10 protein-coding genes are annotated in these 15,901 nt (G+C 62.6%); 2 read left to right on the top strand and 8 right to left on the bottom strand.

Annotation, left to right across the window (positions count from 1 at the left end):
- Positions 1–29: 29 nt before the first annotated feature.
- The 5 genes from A6V37_RS33275 to A6V37_RS33255 are packed head-to-tail and all read right to left on the bottom strand — an operon-like array spanning position 30 to position 5,829.
- On the bottom strand, positions 30–1,595 hold the full coding sequence (locus A6V37_RS33275; RefSeq protein ID WP_064267893.1) for a DUF3138 family protein: 1,566 nt from the start codon (positions 1,593–1,595) through the stop codon (positions 30–32).
- Between the two features lie 37 nt (positions 1,596–1,632).
- Positions 1,633–2,547 (bottom strand): ABC transporter permease subunit, encoded by a 915-nt coding sequence (locus tag A6V37_RS33270; protein ID WP_064267892.1) that lies wholly within the window; start codon positions 2,545–2,547, stop codon positions 1,633–1,635.
- Positions 2,544–3,491 carry an ABC transporter permease subunit gene (locus A6V37_RS33265; RefSeq protein WP_064286781.1) on the bottom strand — a complete coding sequence of 316 codons (948 nt, stop codon included), beginning with the start codon at positions 3,489–3,491 and terminating at the stop codon, positions 2,544–2,546. Before A6V37_RS33265 ends, A6V37_RS33270 begins: the two co-directional genes overlap by 4 nt.
- Positions 3,488–4,651, bottom strand: coding sequence for an ABC transporter ATP-binding protein (locus A6V37_RS33260; RefSeq protein ID WP_064286780.1), 1,164 nt, complete (start codon positions 4,649–4,651; stop codon positions 3,488–3,490). Before A6V37_RS33260 ends, A6V37_RS33265 begins: the two co-directional genes overlap by 4 nt.
- A 44-nt stretch (positions 4,652–4,695) precedes the next feature.
- Positions 4,696–5,829: a polyamine ABC transporter substrate-binding protein gene (locus A6V37_RS33255; RefSeq protein WP_064286779.1), complete on the bottom strand. Its 1,134-nt coding sequence runs from the start codon at positions 5,827–5,829 to the stop codon at positions 4,696–4,698.
- Between the two features lie 455 nt (positions 5,830–6,284).
- Between A6V37_RS33255 and A6V37_RS33250 the strand changes: the two genes are divergently transcribed.
- A complete protein-coding gene (locus A6V37_RS33250; protein WP_064286778.1) occupies positions 6,285–7,757 on the top strand; it encodes an aldehyde dehydrogenase in 1,473 nt (490 codons plus the stop codon).
- Positions 7,758–7,787: 30 nt separating this feature from the next.
- Positions 7,788–9,179, top strand: a complete 1,392-nt coding sequence (locus A6V37_RS33245; protein WP_064286777.1) for an aspartate aminotransferase family protein — start codon at positions 7,788–7,790, stop codon at positions 9,177–9,179.
- 106 nt (positions 9,180–9,285) lie between these two features.
- Here A6V37_RS33245 and A6V37_RS33240 read toward each other — a convergent pair whose 3' ends face one another.
- From A6V37_RS33240 to A6V37_RS33230, 3 genes are read right to left on the bottom strand one after another with little or no spacing between them, the layout of a single operon-like run.
- The gene (locus tag A6V37_RS33240; protein ID WP_064286776.1) at positions 9,286–10,704 is read right to left on the bottom strand and encodes an efflux transporter outer membrane subunit; all 1,419 of its coding nucleotides are present in this window, start codon (positions 10,702–10,704) and stop codon (positions 9,286–9,288) included.
- A 2-nt stretch (positions 10,705–10,706) separates the two neighbouring features.
- Positions 10,707–13,871: an efflux RND transporter permease subunit gene (locus tag A6V37_RS33235; protein ID WP_064268076.1), complete on the bottom strand. Its 3,165-nt coding sequence runs from the start codon at positions 13,869–13,871 to the stop codon at positions 10,707–10,709.
- Between the two features lie 3 nt (positions 13,872–13,874).
- Positions 13,875–15,566 (bottom strand): efflux RND transporter periplasmic adaptor subunit, encoded by a 1,692-nt coding sequence (locus A6V37_RS33230; protein WP_064286775.1) that lies wholly within the window; start codon positions 15,564–15,566, stop codon positions 13,875–13,877.
- Between the last annotated feature and the right edge of the window lie 335 nt (positions 15,567–15,901).

The following is a 15,901-nucleotide window of genomic DNA, read 5'->3' as shown; positions in this document are numbered from 1 at the left end:
GCGAGGCGCCCCGTTTCGCTGCTTACACGTTAGAACGAGTAGATGAACTGGGTCGCGAGCAGGTCGTTGGACTTGCCATACGAACCGTCGTTCTTCAGGAACACCTGTTTGTTGGCCCAGTCGTGGCGGTATTCCACCTTGACTGTGATCTGCTGGGTCGGGAAGAACAGCAGGTCGAGCGCCACGTCCTGACGGGTCGCGCCCTTGCACTCGAAGCCGACACCACCGTTCGCCTTCGAATTGGCGAGACAGTCCGCGCCGATACCGAAGCCGTCGGCCGTGTCCATGCCGTTCGAGTTCAGCGCGATGCCACCGCCACCGCCGCCGTTCTTGCTGTCGACCAGCAGGTCATAACGCACGGTTGCACCCATGCGGCCCACCACCGGCAGATTGAACTTGCGGTGCGCGAGCAGCGAGAGGCCGTACCATTGCGCCTGGCCGCCGTTGAACGCGCCGTTCTGCTGCTGGCCGTAGTCCAGTTCGGCGTTGTACTGCACGTCCGCGAGCGTGTAGGTCAGGTCGGCTTCCGTGAAGAAGAACGTACCGCCCGCGCTCGGCGAGTTGCCGCCTACGCCGTAAGAGACGTTGCCCGTGGTCGGGTTGATCGCGCTAGGCAGCGTCTGACGCCCGATATTGAACGACCCGCCGATATCCAGCGCGCTCGACCACGTGTAGTCGGTACGTGCCGTGAAGGTCGGAATCTTGTTGCTGGTCGTGATCGGATCGCCCAGTGCATTGGTGCCGATCTGCGTCGTCGCACCATACGTGCGGTACTGCTCGTTGCCGAGGAAGAACTTCCACGCCCAGTCGCCCTTCGTGTAGTTCGCGCCGATCCCGATGTAGCTGCCCGGATCCGAGAAGTCATACAGCAGGTTGTGCGTGAGCGTGAGCATCTGGTTCGACTGCTGCACCTCGTAGCCGCCGAAGCTCGGAATCAAACCGGCCACGAGCGTCGTGGTCGCGTTCAACGGCACGTTCACCACGGCCGTATTCAGGATGTTGTTGCCGATATTGCCGTGCTCGTTCTGCAGCAGCGTAATGCCGTTGCCGCGGTTCGGCATCAGCGTGATCTCGGCCGACGGCGCCATCGGGCCGACACCGAAGGTCTTCTTGATGTCGAGGTACAGGTCGCCGAACGTGCTGTTGAAGTAGTTGTAGGCGCTCTCGTGGTTCGCGAACAGGAACGACGAGCTGCTCTGCGCGCGGTTATAGATGTAGGTCGGATCGATATAGCCCGTCACCGAGAGGCCCGCGATCGGACCGGTATTGGCCGCATCCACCAGCGAGTCGACCTTCAGCTGCTGGTTGGCGATCTGCTGCTTCATCGAATCGACCTGATCGTTGGTCAGCGTGGCTTGTGCCTTGCCGTAGTCAGGCGACGAGATGTCCACCGGCGCGGCGAGCACTGCCGGAGCAGGGGCTGCAGCGGCGGCTGCCTTCGGTTTGGTGGCGACTTCCGCGCGCAACTGCTTGACCTCCTTTTGCAGCGCGTTGAGCTGGGCTTGCAGCGCCTTGATCTGGTCGCTGGTGGCATCTGCCATGGCCATGCCAGGCAGACTCCCCGCCACCAACAGACAGATGAGCTTCTTTCTCATGCAAATTCTCCTTATTGGTCGTATTGCAAAGCGAGTGCTATGCACGCGCCGCATCGAGCGGCTTGCGAGCGGCGGCTTGTTGTGGCGCGGCGGTGGCGTTCGAGCCGGCTTCCTGGGGGATGGAGAAGGCTGTCTGCATATCACGCATCCGCTTGCGCTCACGCAACTGCATCCAGCGGTTCACCGCGATCACGCCGACCGTCACCGTGGTGATGAAGATCGTGGCAAGCGCATTCATTTCCGGATTCAGACCGAGGCGCACCCGTGAGAACACGACGAGCGGCAGGGTGGTCGAGCCCGGTCCCGACAGGAACGCGGAGAGCACCAGGTCGTCGAACGAGAGCGTGAACGAGAGAAGCCAGCCCGACATCAGCGCCTGCGAGATCAGCGGCAGCGTGATCAGGAAGAACACCTTGAACGGCGTGGCGCCCAGATCGAGTGCGGCTTCTTCGAGCGATCTGTTCAGCTCTTTCACCCGCGACTGCACGATGATCGCCACGTACGACACGCACAGCATGACGTGGCCGATCCACATCGTGATGACGCCCCGGCCCTTCGGCCAGCCGAGCATCTGCTCCATCGCAACGAACAGCAGCAGCAGCGAGATGCCCTGAATCACTTCGGGAATCACCAGCGGCGCGTTGATCATGCCGGCGAACAGCGTGAAGCCGCGAAAGCGCCCGAAGCGCGCCAGCACGAAACCCGCCCACGTCCCGACCACCACCGATGCGAACGCGGTCATCAAACCGATCTTCAGCGAGAGCCATGCCGCGGTGAGTAATTCCTCATCGTGCAGCAGTGCGCCGTACCACTTGAACGAGAAGCCGGACCAGACAGTGACGAGCTTGGACTCGTTGAACGAATACACCACCAGGCTGATGATCGGGATATACAGGAACAGGAAGCCAAGCGTCAGCACACCGGTCGAAAGGGGTTTATTGGGTTTGATCATTTCGTACCTTCCAGCTCCTTGACCTGGTAATACTGGAACACGGCCATCGGCACGAGCAGCAGCAGAACCATCGCGACTGTCACGGCGGACGCCATCGGCCAGTCCATATCGTTGAAGAACTCATTCCACATCACGCGGCCGATCATCAGCGTATCGGCGCCGCCGAGCAGTTCCGGGATCACGTACTCGCCCACTGCCGGAATGAACACCAGCAGGCTGCCGGCGATAATCCCGTTCTTCGAGAGCGGCAGCGTGATGCGCGTGAATGCGGTCCACGGTTTGCAGCCCAGGTCGTAAGCGGCTTCGAGCAGCGTCAGGTCCATCTTCACAAGGTGCGCGTACAGCGGCATCACCATGAACGGCAGGTACGAATAGACCATGCCGATATACACGCCGATATCCGTGTGATACAGGCGCAATGGCGAGTGAATCATGCCGAACGCCATCAGCGTGTGATTGAGCAGACCGTCGTCCTTCAGGATGCCGATCCATGCGTACACGCGGATCAGGAACGACGTCCAGAACGGCAGCATCACGCCCATCATCAGCAGATTGCGGGTAGCCGGTGCGGAGCGCGCAATGTAGTACGCAACCGGGTATCCGATCAGCAGGCAGCAGAAGGTCGAGATCGCGGCCATCTTCAGCGAACTGATATAGGTGGCGATATACAGATCGTCCTGCAGCAGGAACGCATAGTGGCTCAGCTGCATGACCATATGCAGCACACCATCTTTCGCGCTGACAAGATCGGTATAAGGCGGAATTCCAAGCCGCGAATCGGTGAAACTGATCTTCAGCACCAGCACGAACGGCACCGCGAAAAACAAAGTGAGCCAGAGAAACGGCACACCGATCACGGTCGAGCGGCCCGACGGCACTAGCATCGCAAGGCGCCGCGTCAGTGCGCCGGATGCCACTGTAGAGGTAGGGGCGGAGGTTCTCATTGCGTCAGCACCACGCCGCTAGCCGGCGACCAGTAGACGAACACGTCGTCGTTGTACGAGGGCGCACCTTCGCTCATCAGGTGCGAGCTGGACAGATTCGACACCACCGTCTTGCCGCTCGGCAGGCGCACGTGATACAGCGAATAGCTGCCCATGTACGCCACGTCCGAGACCACGCCGCGCGCCCAGTTGTGCGGCGACGACGGTTTCTCCAGCGACACCTTCACGCGCTCAGGGCGCACTGAGATCCCCACCGGCATGCCGAGCGGCCCGGTGATGCCGTGGCTCACGTACATGCGCGTTTCGAGATCCTCGCTTTCCACGAAGATGTGATCCGGTTCGTCCTCGACCACCGTGCCTTCGAACAGGTTGGTCGAGCCGATGAATTCCGCCGAGAAGCGGCTATTCGGAAACTCGTACACCTGGCTCGGCGAACCGATCTGCACGATGCGGCCTTCGCTCATCACGGCGAGGCGGCCAGCCATCGTCATCGCTTCTTCCTGGTCGTGCGTGACCATCACGCAGGTCACGTCCACCTTCTCGATGATGTTCACGAGTTCGAGCTGCGTTTTCTGGCGGATCTTCTTGTCGAGCGCCGACATCGGCTCGTCGAGCAGCAGCAGCTTGGGGCGCTTGACGAGCGAACGGGCCAGCGCCACACGCTGCTGCTGACCGCCGGAGAGCTGATGGGGCTTCCTCTGCGCGTATTTGCTCATCTGTACGAGATTGAGCGCATCGGCCACGCGCTCCTTGATCTCGTTCTTCGGCGTGCCTTCCTGCTTCAGGCCGAAGGCGATGTTCGCCTCCACGCTCATGTGCGGGAACAGCGCGTACGACTGGAACATCATGTTGACCGGCCGCTTGTACGGCGGCATCGTGGCAAGGTCTTCGCCGTCGACGAAAATCCGCCCGGAGGTGACCGTCTCCAGCCCCGCGAGCATGCGCAGGAGCGTGGACTTGCCGCAGCCGGAGCTGCCGAGCAGCGCGAACAGTTCGTTCTTGGCAATGTTCAGGCTGACGTTATCGACAGCGGTGCTGTCGCCGAATTTCTTCACGACGTTTTCGATGCGAACGAATTCGTCCGGTTTCGATTTTGTCGTCACTGCGAGGCGGGCCATCTGTGTGGCGCCGGCTGCGTTTTTTGAGGTCGTCGAGTTCATGATGTAACCATTCCTTGCGAATCGCGGGCCGTTCGGTTGTCCGCTTAATGACCGGTTTTCAGTTGGGACCAGAGACGGTTTTCAAGCCGCAGGATGTCGGTCGGCAACGGCTTCATCAGGGTCATCTTGTTCAGCACGTCCTCCGGCGGGAACACGCCCGGATCCTGCGCCACCGCCGGAATCACATACGCGCGCGCGGCTTTGTTGGCGGTCGGGTAAAACACCTCGTTGGTAATGCCGGCGTTGACCTTCGGGTCCTCGATATAGTTGATCCACTCAAGCGCGGCCTCGGGATGCGGTGCGTCCTTCGGAATGACCATCATGTCGATGCCGAGCAGGCCACCCTCCTTCGGATTGTTGAACTTGATCTCATACGAACGCTTCGCTTCCTGCGCGCGACGGTGCGCAATGCCGACGTCGCCCGACCAGCTGAACGCGACGCAGATGTCGTTATTGGCAAGGTCGTTGATATAGCCCGACGAGTTGAACTGGGTGATGTACGGACGAACTTTCTTCAGCACTTCGTACGCGGCCTGATAGTCGGCCGGCACCGTGCTGTTGGGGTCCTTATGGAGGTATTGCAGCACCGCGGCAAAGACGTTCACGGGGTCGTCGAGAAACGACACACCACAGCTCTTGAGCTTCGAGAGATTCTGCGGATCGAACAGCAGCGCCCAGCTGTCGACCGGCGCGTTGGCGCCGAGCGCCTTCTGCACAGCCTGCAGGTTGTAGCCCATGCCGTCCGTGAAATAGGCGTACGGCACGCCGTACTGATTACCCGGATCGGCGTCGCGCGTGATTTTCATCAGCACCGGATCGAGGTTGGCCAGGTTCGGCAGCTTCGACTTGTCGAGCTTCTGATAGACGCCGGCCTGCACCTGCTTGGCCATGTAGTTCGACGTCGGCACGACGATGTCATAGCCGGAACTGCCCGCGAGCAGCTTGGCCTGCAAGGTGTCGTCGCTATCGTAGTTGTCGTATTTCACGTGGATGCCGGTCTGCTTCTCGAAGCCCGGAATCGTGTCCTTGCCGATATAGTCCGACCAGTTGTAGACGTTCAGTTCGGTATCGGCTGCACGCGCGGGCGTGGCCGGCAGCGCACCCAGGCTGGCGACGGCGAGAAGTGCGGCCGCCGCGACCGCATGACGAATGAGACGTCCGGAATAACAAGCGTTCATGGTGATTCCCCTGTGGGCAAAGAAGTAACTGCGGAAGTCGGTGCGAGCCTCGCGGATTCCCCTTGTGCAAGGAGGCTGCGGCGAAGGACGGGTGAAGACTAGCACCGGGCATTTATTGAATAAAAATAGTTTTCCTACACTGTAGATAGTTTTCCCATATGCAGATTCATGGCGCCATCGCTCGCCTATGAACGCAAAAGATAAAATTCGTCCCGGCGTGTGAGTGCCGAAACATCGAAATTCACCGAAGGGGAATGCAACTCAAAAAATGCATAGGAAAACCTGATGCAATGAAGAACAAATTTGTTCTTTCCGCACCCTTTTTGTTGATCGACAGTAGGGTCTGAGAGCGGTAGCTGTTTCCATCATTGATGCAGGAGATGGACAGCGAGGCCTGTCCATCATCAGAACGGAGTCATTCCTTGAGTCATTCCTCAGCAGAAAATCACAGCCATATGGACTGGCAGCGACTGGCGGCGGAGATCGTCCCGCGCACGCAGGCGCACATCGACGGCCGTTTCACCAGTGGTCATCAAAACGAGACTTTCGAGGCGATAAACCCCGCCACCGAGGCCGTGATTGCCAACGTGGCGTCTTGCGGCAAGGCCGATATCGACGACGCCGTTCGCGCAGCCCGTGCTTCGTTCGATGCCGGGCACTGGTCGCGTTGTCCGCCGGCGGAACGCAAACGCGTGCTGTGCCGCCTGGGTGAGTTGATTGCGTCGCACGGCGCGGAACTCGCCCTGCTCGACTCGCTCAACATGGGCAAACGCGTGGCCGACGCCTTCGAGATCGACGTGCCGGCCGCCAGCAGCCTGTTCTGCTGGTATGGCGAGGCGATCGACAAACTGAACGGCGAGGTTGCCTCGACCGATCCGGGCAATCTCGCGGTCGTCACGCGGGAGCCGCTCGGCGTGGTGGGTGCTGTCGTGCCGTGGAATTTCCCGCTCGACATGGTGGCCTGGAAAGTGGCACCCGCACTCGCGGCGGGCAACAGCGTCGTACTGAAGCCTGCCGAGCAATCGCCGCTGTCCGCCTTGCGTCTTGCGGAACTCGCGCTCGAGGCCGGCTTGCCGCCAGGCGTGCTGAACGTCGTGCCGGGATTGGGCGAGACCGCCGGACGCGCGCTCGGATTACATCCGGACGTGGACGTCCTGGCGTTTACCGGATCGACGGCCGTCGGCAAGAAGTTTCTCGAATACGCCGCGCAATCGAACATGAAGCAGGTCTGGCTCGAATGCGGCGGCAAGAGCCCGAATATGGTTTTCGAGGACACCGACGATCTCGATCTTGCGGCCCGCAAGGCGTGCTTCGGCATCTTCTTCAACCAGGGCGAAGTGTGCTCGGCCAATTCACGGCTGCTGGTGCAGCGTTCGATTCACGACGAGTTTGTCGAGCGCCTGATTGCCCATTCGCGCGACTTCATGCCAGGCGACCCGCTCGATCCGGCCAGCGGCATGGGCGCGATTGTCGACCGCGCGCAATTCGAGCGTGTCAACGGATGGATCGATCGGGGGCGCACGAGCGCGACGCTGGCAACCGGCGGTGGAACATGGCGTTTCGGCGGCAAGGGGTACTTTATCGAGCCGACCATCTTCGTCGATGTGAACGCAAGCAATCCGATCGCGCGCGAAGAAATCTTCGGACCGGTGCTGTCGGTGCTCAAATTCGACACGGAGGACGAGGCGATCGCGCTCGCCAACGACTCGATCTATGGACTCGCCGCGTCGGTCTGGACGGGCCGCCTGTCGCGCGCTCATCGCGTAGCGTCACGTTTGCGTGCCGGCACGGTATCCGTCAATACGGTCGATGCGCTTAGCGCGCAAACGCCGTTCGGCGGTTTCCGTCAATCGGGATTCGGCCGTGACCTGTCGCTGCATGCGCTCGACAAGTACACGGGCCTGAAAACGACGTGGATCTCGTACTGATTAGTCTGTCACACAACTGGAAACTCAAACATGAACGCTCCTCACTTTCCGCACCGCGCGACTCGCGACTATCAACAAAGCGATGCAGCCCATCACCTGCATGCCTTCGTCGATCAGAAAGCCCTGAATCACGAAGGGGCGCGCGTCATGGTGCGGGGCGAAGGTGTCTATCTCTGGGACAACGACGGCAACCGCTACCTCGACGGCATGTCCGGCCTCTGGTGCACCAACGTCGGTTATGGCCGTCAGGAACTGATCGACGCGGCGTCGCGGCAAATGAAAGAACTGTCCTACTACAACATGTTCTTTCATACCACGCATCCGTCGGTGATCGAGTTGTCGGAACGGCTGTTCTCGCTGCTGGGCGATCGTTTCAGCCATGTCGTGTACACCAACTCCGGCTCGGAGTCGAATGAAGTGCTCATTCGCACGGTGCGGCGTTACTGGGACATCATGGGCAAGCCCAGCAAGAAAGTATTGATCGGGCGAGTCAATGGCTATCACGGCTCGACGGTGGGCAGCGCGTCGCTGGGCGGCATGGCCTTCATGCATGAGATGGGCGACCTGCCGATTCCGAACATCACGCACGTCGACGAACCTTACTGGTACGCGAACGGCGGCGATCTGAGCCCCGAAGCATTCGGCAAGCAGGCGGCACTGTCGCTCGAAAAGAAGATTCTCGAACTGGGCGCGGACCGGGTCGGCGCTTTTGTCGCCGAGCCGTTCCAGGGCGCAGGCGGCATGATCTTCCCGCCGGACGGCTACTGGCAGGAAATCCAGCGCATTTGCCGCCAATACGACGTGCTGTTGTGCGCGGACGAAGTGATCGGCGGTTTCGGGCGCACCGGCGAGTGGTTCGCGCACCGGCATTTCGGCTTCGAACCCGATCTGATCTGTATCGCCAAGGGACTGACGTCAGGCTATGTGCCGATGGGCGGCCTGATCATGAGCCGCCGGGTCGGCGAGGCGCTCGTGGAAAAAGGCGGTGTGTACGCGCACGGACTGACCTACTCGGGGCACCCGGTCGCGGCGGCGGTCGCGCTGGCCAATCTCGATGTTCTCCAGAAAGACGGGCTTGTCGAGCGCACGAAGAACGATACCGGGCCGTATCTGCAGAAGGCATTGCGCGATGCGTTCGGCGATCATCCGCTGATCGGCGAGATCCAGGGTGTGGGCGCGGTCGCCGCCATCCAGTTCGCGAAGAACAAGGCCACGCGCGAGCGTTTCAGTGACGAGGCCGAGTTGACCTGGCACAGCCGGACCGTCGGCTTCGAACTGGGCGCGATCGTCCGCTCCACGAACGGCCGGCTGATCGTCGCCCCGCCGCTCGTGATCGACCATGCGCAGATCGACGAACTGGTCGACAAGATGCGCCAGGCTGTCGATGCGACTGCGAAGAAGGTGCTCGGCAATACCCGTTGACTCCGTTCGATCTGATCGAACTCATCGCCCGGGCGTGGAACTGGCGGCGCCCTGCTCTTTAGCCGCCAGCTCTGCTGCGAGCTCAACTGCGGGCTCAACTGCCACGTTACCCGCCAGTTTGCGCCTGTGCCGCGGGGCCGACCGTCCATCCATAACCCAGCGCCTTGTACAGCGACACGACTTCCGCGAGCTCCTGGTCCTGCAGCTGCGATTGCTGGAGCTGCGCGGCAAACAGGCTCCGCTCCGCGTCGAGCACTTCCAGATAGCTCGTGTAGCCGCCCTCGTACAGATCACGCGCGAGCGACAGGTATTGCGTGAGCGCGTCGACTTGCCGGTTAGTGGCCTGCAACTGATCCCTCACGCGCGCGACACCCACCAGCGCGTCTTCCACATCGGCAAACGCGGACTGGATCGTCTGCTCATAGCTGAGCAAGGCCTCCTTCTGTATCGCCTCGGCGCTGCGCACGGAGCCCGCAATCGCACCCCCGGTGAAGATCGGCTGCGAGACCGCACCCGCGAACGACCAGATGCGCGCCGGACCGGTCCAGAGCCCCGAGAGCGCCGTACTCGCCGCGCCGAACAGGCCCGTCAGCGAGATGGTCGGGAAATACTGCGCGCGTGCCGCGCCTATCGACGCATTCGCGGAAATCAACGCCTGCTCGGCCTGAAGGATATCCGGCCGTCGTTCGAGCAACGACGACGGCAAGCCCGCCGGAATCGCGGGCGCGGTCAGTTGCGTGAGCGGCTTGCCACGCGGAATCGGCCCCGGGTTGTCGCCGAGCAGTAGCGACAACGCATTCTCCTGCTGGGCGATCTGTTGCTGGAACGAATAGACCTGCGCCTGAGCCGACTCGTACTCGGACTTCGCCTGACTGACCGGCAGTTGCGAAACGACGCCGCCGCCGTAGCGCACCCGGAACAGCGTCACCGCATCGGCACGGCTAGCCAGCGTCGACTTCGAAATCTCCAGCCTCTGGTCGAGATCGCGCAGCAGCAGATACGACGTCGCCACGCTGGCGATCAACGAAATGCGCGTGGCCTGTTGCGCGGCCTGGGTGCCGAGATAATCGGCGCGTGCCGCTTCCGTCAGACGCCGCAAACGGCCGAACAGATCGATTTCCCACGACGCCATCACGTCGAGCTGCACCTGGTTGCCGACCGCGGGCGGGAAGCCGGGTGCGGGCACGCCACGGCTGCGGCCGCCGGCGAAGTTCGCGCCGATTTGCGGGAACAGCGCGGCGCGCGTGGACATCAGCCGGCCGTAAAACTCGTCGACACGCGCAGCCGCGATCCCAAGATCCTTGTTCTGATCGAGCGCCCGCTGAATCAACCCGTCGAGCACCGGATCGTTGAACTGGCTCCACCATTGAAACGTGGAAGCGTCGACCACCTCGGCGTCGGGCGACGCGTAGCGGAACGACGACGGCGTATCGATAGCCGGGCGGTGGTAGTCCGGCCCGACCGCGCAGCCTGCGAGCCAGCAGGCGCACAGCGCGACGGTGAGGCGACACACAGAGGGTCTCATGCCTATTCCTCCCGTGGCCGCGGCACGGCCGGCGGTCCGGCATCCGCCCCGGGCTCAGTCTGCTTCTTGCGCGACGACAGCGTTTCGAGCCCCCAGAAGAACATCGGAATGAAGAACAGTGCAATGGCCGTCGCACCGAGCATGCCGAAGATCACACCGGTGCCGAGCGAGCGGCGGCTCGCCGCCGAGGCGCCGCTCGCGATCGCCAGCGGCACGCAACCGAGAATGAACGCGAGCGACGTCATGATGATTGGGCGCAGACGCAGTTTTGCTGCCTTGATCGCGGCGTCGTAGGGCCCCAGTCCTTCCTTCTCGCGCATCTCGACGGCAAACTCGAAGATCAGAATCGCGTTCTTCGCCGCGAGCGCGATCAGCACCGTCAAGCCGATCTGGAAGTACACGTCGTCTTCCATTCCGCGCAGGAGAATGCCGACCAATGCGCCGAACAGCGCGAACGGCACGGCCAGCAGGACGCCGATCGGCAGTGACCACTTTTCGTATTGGGCGGCGAGAATCAGGAACACCATCAGCAACGCGAAGCCGAACACCAGCGCCGCGGTCGAGCCGGCTTGCTTTTCCTCATACGCCTGACCGCTCCACGCGTAGCTGTAGCCTTCGCCGAGCACCTCCTGCGCGATCTGCTCCATGCCCGCGATCGCTTCACCCGAACTGTGGCCCGGCGCGGCGTCGCCGGTGATCTTCGCGGCCGGGAAATTATTAAAACGGTTGACGATGTCCGCGCCCGGCACGAAGCGGAACGTGGCGACGGCCTTGATCGGCACCATGTCGCCCTGACGATTGCGCACGTAAAGCTGCTGGATGTCGTCGGGCTGCGTCCGGTATTGCGGCTCGGCCTGCACGATCACCTGGAAGAGCCGGCTGCTCTTGGGAAACTGGCTCACATACGACGAACCAAACATGGTCTGGAGTGCCGCATAAACGTCCTGAACCGGCACGCCGAGCGATTCCGCCCGCTCCCGGTCGACCTCGACCAACAATTGCCGCGAGTGCGTGTTGATGGTCGAGTTCACGCCGCGCAGCGCCGGGTTTTCACGCGCCTTGGCAATCATTGCGCGGACCTTTGCCTCGAGGTCCTGATAACTGCCGTCGCCGGTGCTCTGCAGCCAGAACTCAAAGCCGCCGGTCGTGCCGAGACCAGGTATCGACGGTGGATTCAGCGGGACCACCACGCCGTCCTTGAACCCCGCGAACGCCTTGTTCGCATCGCGGATCAGATCCTGCGCGGTGCCGTTCTCGCCGCGCTCCTTGAACCCTTTGAGCGTAATGAACAGCGTGCCCGCGTTCGACTTGTATTGCGAGTCGATCAGGCTGTAGCCGATTGGCGCGGCAACCGACTTGACCGCGGGCTGCTTCGCGAACCATTGTTCGGCTCGCTGCGAGAGTTCGCCGGCCCGGTCGAGACTCGCTGCGTCGGGCAGGACCACTGCGCCGAGCAGATAACCCTGATCCTCGACCGGCACAAAGGACGACGGAATGTGCTTGAAGAGCCCGACGGTCGCGGCCACCATCGCGACGATCAACAGGAGCGACAGCGCAACGCGCCGGATCGCGAGCTGCACCGCGCGGCCGTAGCCCTGCGTCAAGCGGTCGAACCGCTCGTTGAACCAGCGAAAGAAGCGGTTCTTCTTGTGCTCGCCGGGTTTGAGCAGAATCGCGGCGAGCGCGGGCGAGAGCGTCAACGCGACCACCCCCGACAACACCACCGACACCGCAAGCGTCACCGCGAACTGCTTGTACAACTGGCCGGTGATGCCCGATAGAAACGCCACCGGAATGAACACCGCGAGCAGCACGAGCACGATCGCGATCACCGGACCGGTGACTTCGTCCATCGCGTGTTTGGCGGCTTCCTTCGGCGGCAGGCCGAATTCCGTCATATTGCGCTCGACGTTCTCGATCACGACGATCGCATCGTCCACCACGATGCCGATCGCGAGCACCATGCCGAACAGCGTCAGCATGTTGATCGAGAAACCGAACGCAATCATGCCGATGAACGCGCCAAGAATCGACACGGGTACCGCGATAATCGGCACGAGCGTCGCACGAAAGCTCTGCAGGAAAATGTACACCACCAGAATCACGAGAATCACGGCGTCGCGCAGCGTGTGGACCACCTCGCCAATCGACTCCTCAACGAACTCCGTCGTATCCAGCGCGACTTCATATTTGAGTCCCGGCGGGAAGCTCTTGTGCAATTGATCGAGCGTGGCGCGCACCTGCTTGGCGACCTGCAGCGCGTTGGCGCCCGGCTGCTGGTACACGGCGATCAGCGTGGCGGTCTTGCCGTTGTAGCGCCCGCGCAGCGAGTAGTCTTTTGCCCCCAGCTCCGCGTGGCCGATGTCCTTGATACGCACGGTCGAAGCGTCGCCGGAACCGGCGCGCAGGATAATGTTGTCGAAGTCGGCGGGCTCGGTCATCCGGCCTTTGGTCGCGACCGGGAAGGTTTGCAGAACCGGGCCGCTGGTCGGCGACTGACCGAGGCGCCCCGCCGAGAACTGCTGATTCTGGTTGCTGATCGCCTGCTGCACATCGCTCACGGTGATCTTGAGCTTCGCCATGCGGTCAGGCTTGATCCAGATTCGCATGGCGTAGTCGGCCGAGCCGAAGATCGAAGCCTGGTTCGCGCCCGGAATGCGCTTTAACGCATCGAGCACATACACGTTCGCGTAGTTCGCCACGTAGGACTGGTCATACGAGTTGTCCGGCGAATAGATCGCGATCACCATCATGAACGCCGACGAACGCTTCTGCACCGACACGCCTTGCGCCGTGACCGCGTCGGGCAGTGTCGGCAGCGCGAGGTTCACGCGGTTCTGCACGTCGACCTGCGCGAGCGCGGGGTCCGTGCCGATGTTGAAGTAGGTCGTCAGCGTCATGTTGCCGGTCGACGAACTGGACGAGTTCATATACATCATGTTGTCCGCGCCGTTGACCTGCTGTTCGAGCGGCGCGGCGACGTTCTGCGCGACGACTTCCGCGCTCGCGCCGGGATAGGTTGCGCTCACCGTGATGGTCGGCGGCGCGATGTCGGGAAACTGCGCGATCGGCAGATTGAACATCGCGACCGTGCCCGCCACCACGAGAATGATCGACAGCACCGAGGCGAAGATCGGCCGGTCGATGAAAAAATGGGCGAACTTCATCGCTCAGCCTCCGGTCGCGGACGAGAGGGTGAGATCGACGCGGCGCGACTTGTCAGGCGCGTCGGTGGACACGATCTTCGCGGGACGGCGCATCTCGATGCGCGCAACGTCGACGCCTGCGACGATCAGCGCCGAGCGCACAGTCGCGGCGCGCGCGGCGGCGAGCTTGACGTTCGTGTCGTAAGAGCCGGTTGAGTCGGTATAGCCGGACACCGCGACACGCGAGTCGGGCGCGGCGAGCAGGCGGCGCGCGACGGATGCGAGCGCCTCGGCCGACTGCGGATCGAGACTCGCGCTGCCAGTCGTGAAGAACAGTTCCGTGTGGCCGGACGGCGTGCCTGACGCGCCGGTAGCGCCCGTGTTGGCTGCGGACGTGCCCGCCGGGCCTGCTGCACCGACAGCGCCTCCGGTGCTGGCCGATCCCGCTGCACCCGCGTTGCCCCCTGCGCCTGCCGCGCCGGCCGATCCCGTTGCCCCGCCGCTACCCGAGGCGCCCGCCGCGCCGCCGTCGGCGGTGTTGCCCTGCCCGGCTGCTGCCGCGCCGATATTCACGCTCGCGGCCGGCGTCGGCACCACGCGCGCGTTGACCGGTGCGCCGGGCGCTAACCGCAACGCGTTGTCGACCACCACCCGGTCGCCTGGATGCAGACCGGCATTGACCACCCAGTCGTTGCCGTTCCAGTCCCCCGTCTGGATCGCGCGCTGTTGCGCCTTATTGTCCTTGTCGACGGTCCACACGTATTCGCCGCGCGGCCCTTGCATGACCGCAGCTTGCGGCACCGCCACCGCCGAGGCGCGCTCGGCGCCGACCAGCTTGATGCGCACGAACTGGCCTGGACGCAGCGCGCCGTCGGGATTGGGCACCGCGGCACGAATCAGATAGGTGCCGGTTTCGGAGCTCAGCGACGCGTCTCTGAACGCGATATGACCGCGCTGCGGATAAATGCTGCCGTCGGCCAGGACGACGACGGCCTCGATATCGTTCACCGCCGGCAGCTTCAGGGTGCCGTTCGAGGTCTGCGTGCGCAACTGCAGCATTTCGTTCTCGGACAGCGCGAAGTTGATCCACATGGGATCGAGCTTGGCGACATAGGTCAGCAGACTATTGCTCGCATCGATATAGGAACCGTTCTGCTTCTTCGCGTAGCTCGACAGGCCAGTGACGGGCGCCGTGATGGTCGTGTAGCCGAGATTCAGGTTCGCGCTGGTGACGTTCGCTCGCGCCTGTTCGAGCGCGGCGGCGGCAGCTTGCTGCTGGCCGATGGAATCGTCCAGGTCTTTCTGGCTCAACGCATTCTTCGCCACGAGCGGCCGTACCCGGTTGAGGTTCGCCTGCGCGGTGTCGAGGCGCGCCTTCTGCTGCGCGAACTCGGCCCGCGCGGCGTCGAGCGCCGCCTCGAACGGTTTGCGATCCATCTGGAACATCACGTCGCCTTGATGGACCAGGGCACCTTCCTGATACACGCGCGTGTCGAGAAAACCGTTCACCCGCGCGCGAATCTCCACCTGCTGCGAACTTTCGGTCTGGCCGACGTAGTCGAACAGCACCGGCACGTCGCGCAACGCGATGTCCATCACGTCGACATTGACCGGCGGCCGCGCGGCCTCGGCAGGCTGTTTGTCATGGCACCCGCTCAGCGCCGTGAGGGCTGTCAGGACGAGGCAAGCGGCAAGAACGCGCGACCGTCGTGTCATCTTGAACTCCGTTGGCAATTCTCCGCGGCCGTCAGGCGCGGGTGTCGAAACGCAATCGGGTTAAGTCAGAGACTTTATGATCTGGTGCCAGCCTGAGAAACGATATCGATACCACCCTGACCGTTCAGCGCCGCAAGGCGGCGTGCATGCTACGCAAGGTAGGGTCCGCTCGCGGATAGCTGCGCTTGCCGCTCGTGCAAGACGGAGCAACACGGTGAGTACTGCCGGTCGACAGTCCCTCGCGGCGTTTCACAATGCCCGCGAAGCAACCGGAATTAGCCGGTCAATTCCAAAGACGGAGGACGGTGCCAAGCCTCTTGGGTTATAGCTCGTAT

Origin of the sequence: Paraburkholderia ginsengiterrae (assembly GCF_001645125.1) — a bacterium.
Classification (GTDB): domain Bacteria; phylum Pseudomonadota; class Gammaproteobacteria; order Burkholderiales; family Burkholderiaceae; genus Paraburkholderia; species Paraburkholderia ginsengiterrae.
The sequence above is the reverse complement of the archived record's forward strand: the minus strand, read 5'-3'. Positions and strand labels throughout refer to the sequence as shown.

Excerpts from the sequence above, each read along its gene's own strand:
- A6V37_RS33275 (WP_064267893.1), bottom strand. The coding sequence starts at position 1,595 with ATGAGAAAGAAGCTCATCTGTCTGTTGGTGGCGGGGAGTCTGCCTGGC.
- A6V37_RS33270 (WP_064267892.1), bottom strand. The coding sequence starts at position 2,547 with ATGATCAAACCCAATAAACCCCTTTCGACCGGTGTGCTGACGCTTGGC.
- A6V37_RS33265 (WP_064286781.1), bottom strand. The coding sequence starts at position 3,491 with ATGAGAACCTCCGCCCCTACCTCTACAGTGGCATCCGGCGCACTGACG.
- A6V37_RS33260 (WP_064286780.1), bottom strand. The coding sequence starts at position 4,651 with ATGAACTCGACGACCTCAAAAAACGCAGCCGGCGCCACACAGATGGCC.
- A6V37_RS33255 (WP_064286779.1), bottom strand. The coding sequence starts at position 5,829 with ATGAACGCTTGTTATTCCGGACGTCTCATTCGTCATGCGGTCGCGGCG.
- A6V37_RS33250 (WP_064286778.1), top strand. The coding sequence starts at position 6,285 with ATGGACTGGCAGCGACTGGCGGCGGAGATCGTCCCGCGCACGCAGGCG.
- A6V37_RS33245 (WP_064286777.1), top strand. The coding sequence starts at position 7,788 with ATGAACGCTCCTCACTTTCCGCACCGCGCGACTCGCGACTATCAACAA.
- A6V37_RS33240 (WP_064286776.1), bottom strand. The coding sequence starts at position 10,704 with ATGAGACCCTCTGTGTGTCGCCTCACCGTCGCGCTGTGCGCCTGCTGG.
- A6V37_RS33235 (WP_064268076.1), bottom strand. The coding sequence starts at position 13,871 with ATGAAGTTCGCCCATTTTTTCATCGACCGGCCGATCTTCGCCTCGGTG.
- A6V37_RS33230 (WP_064286775.1), bottom strand. The coding sequence starts at position 15,566 with ATGACACGACGGTCGCGCGTTCTTGCCGCTTGCCTCGTCCTGACAGCC.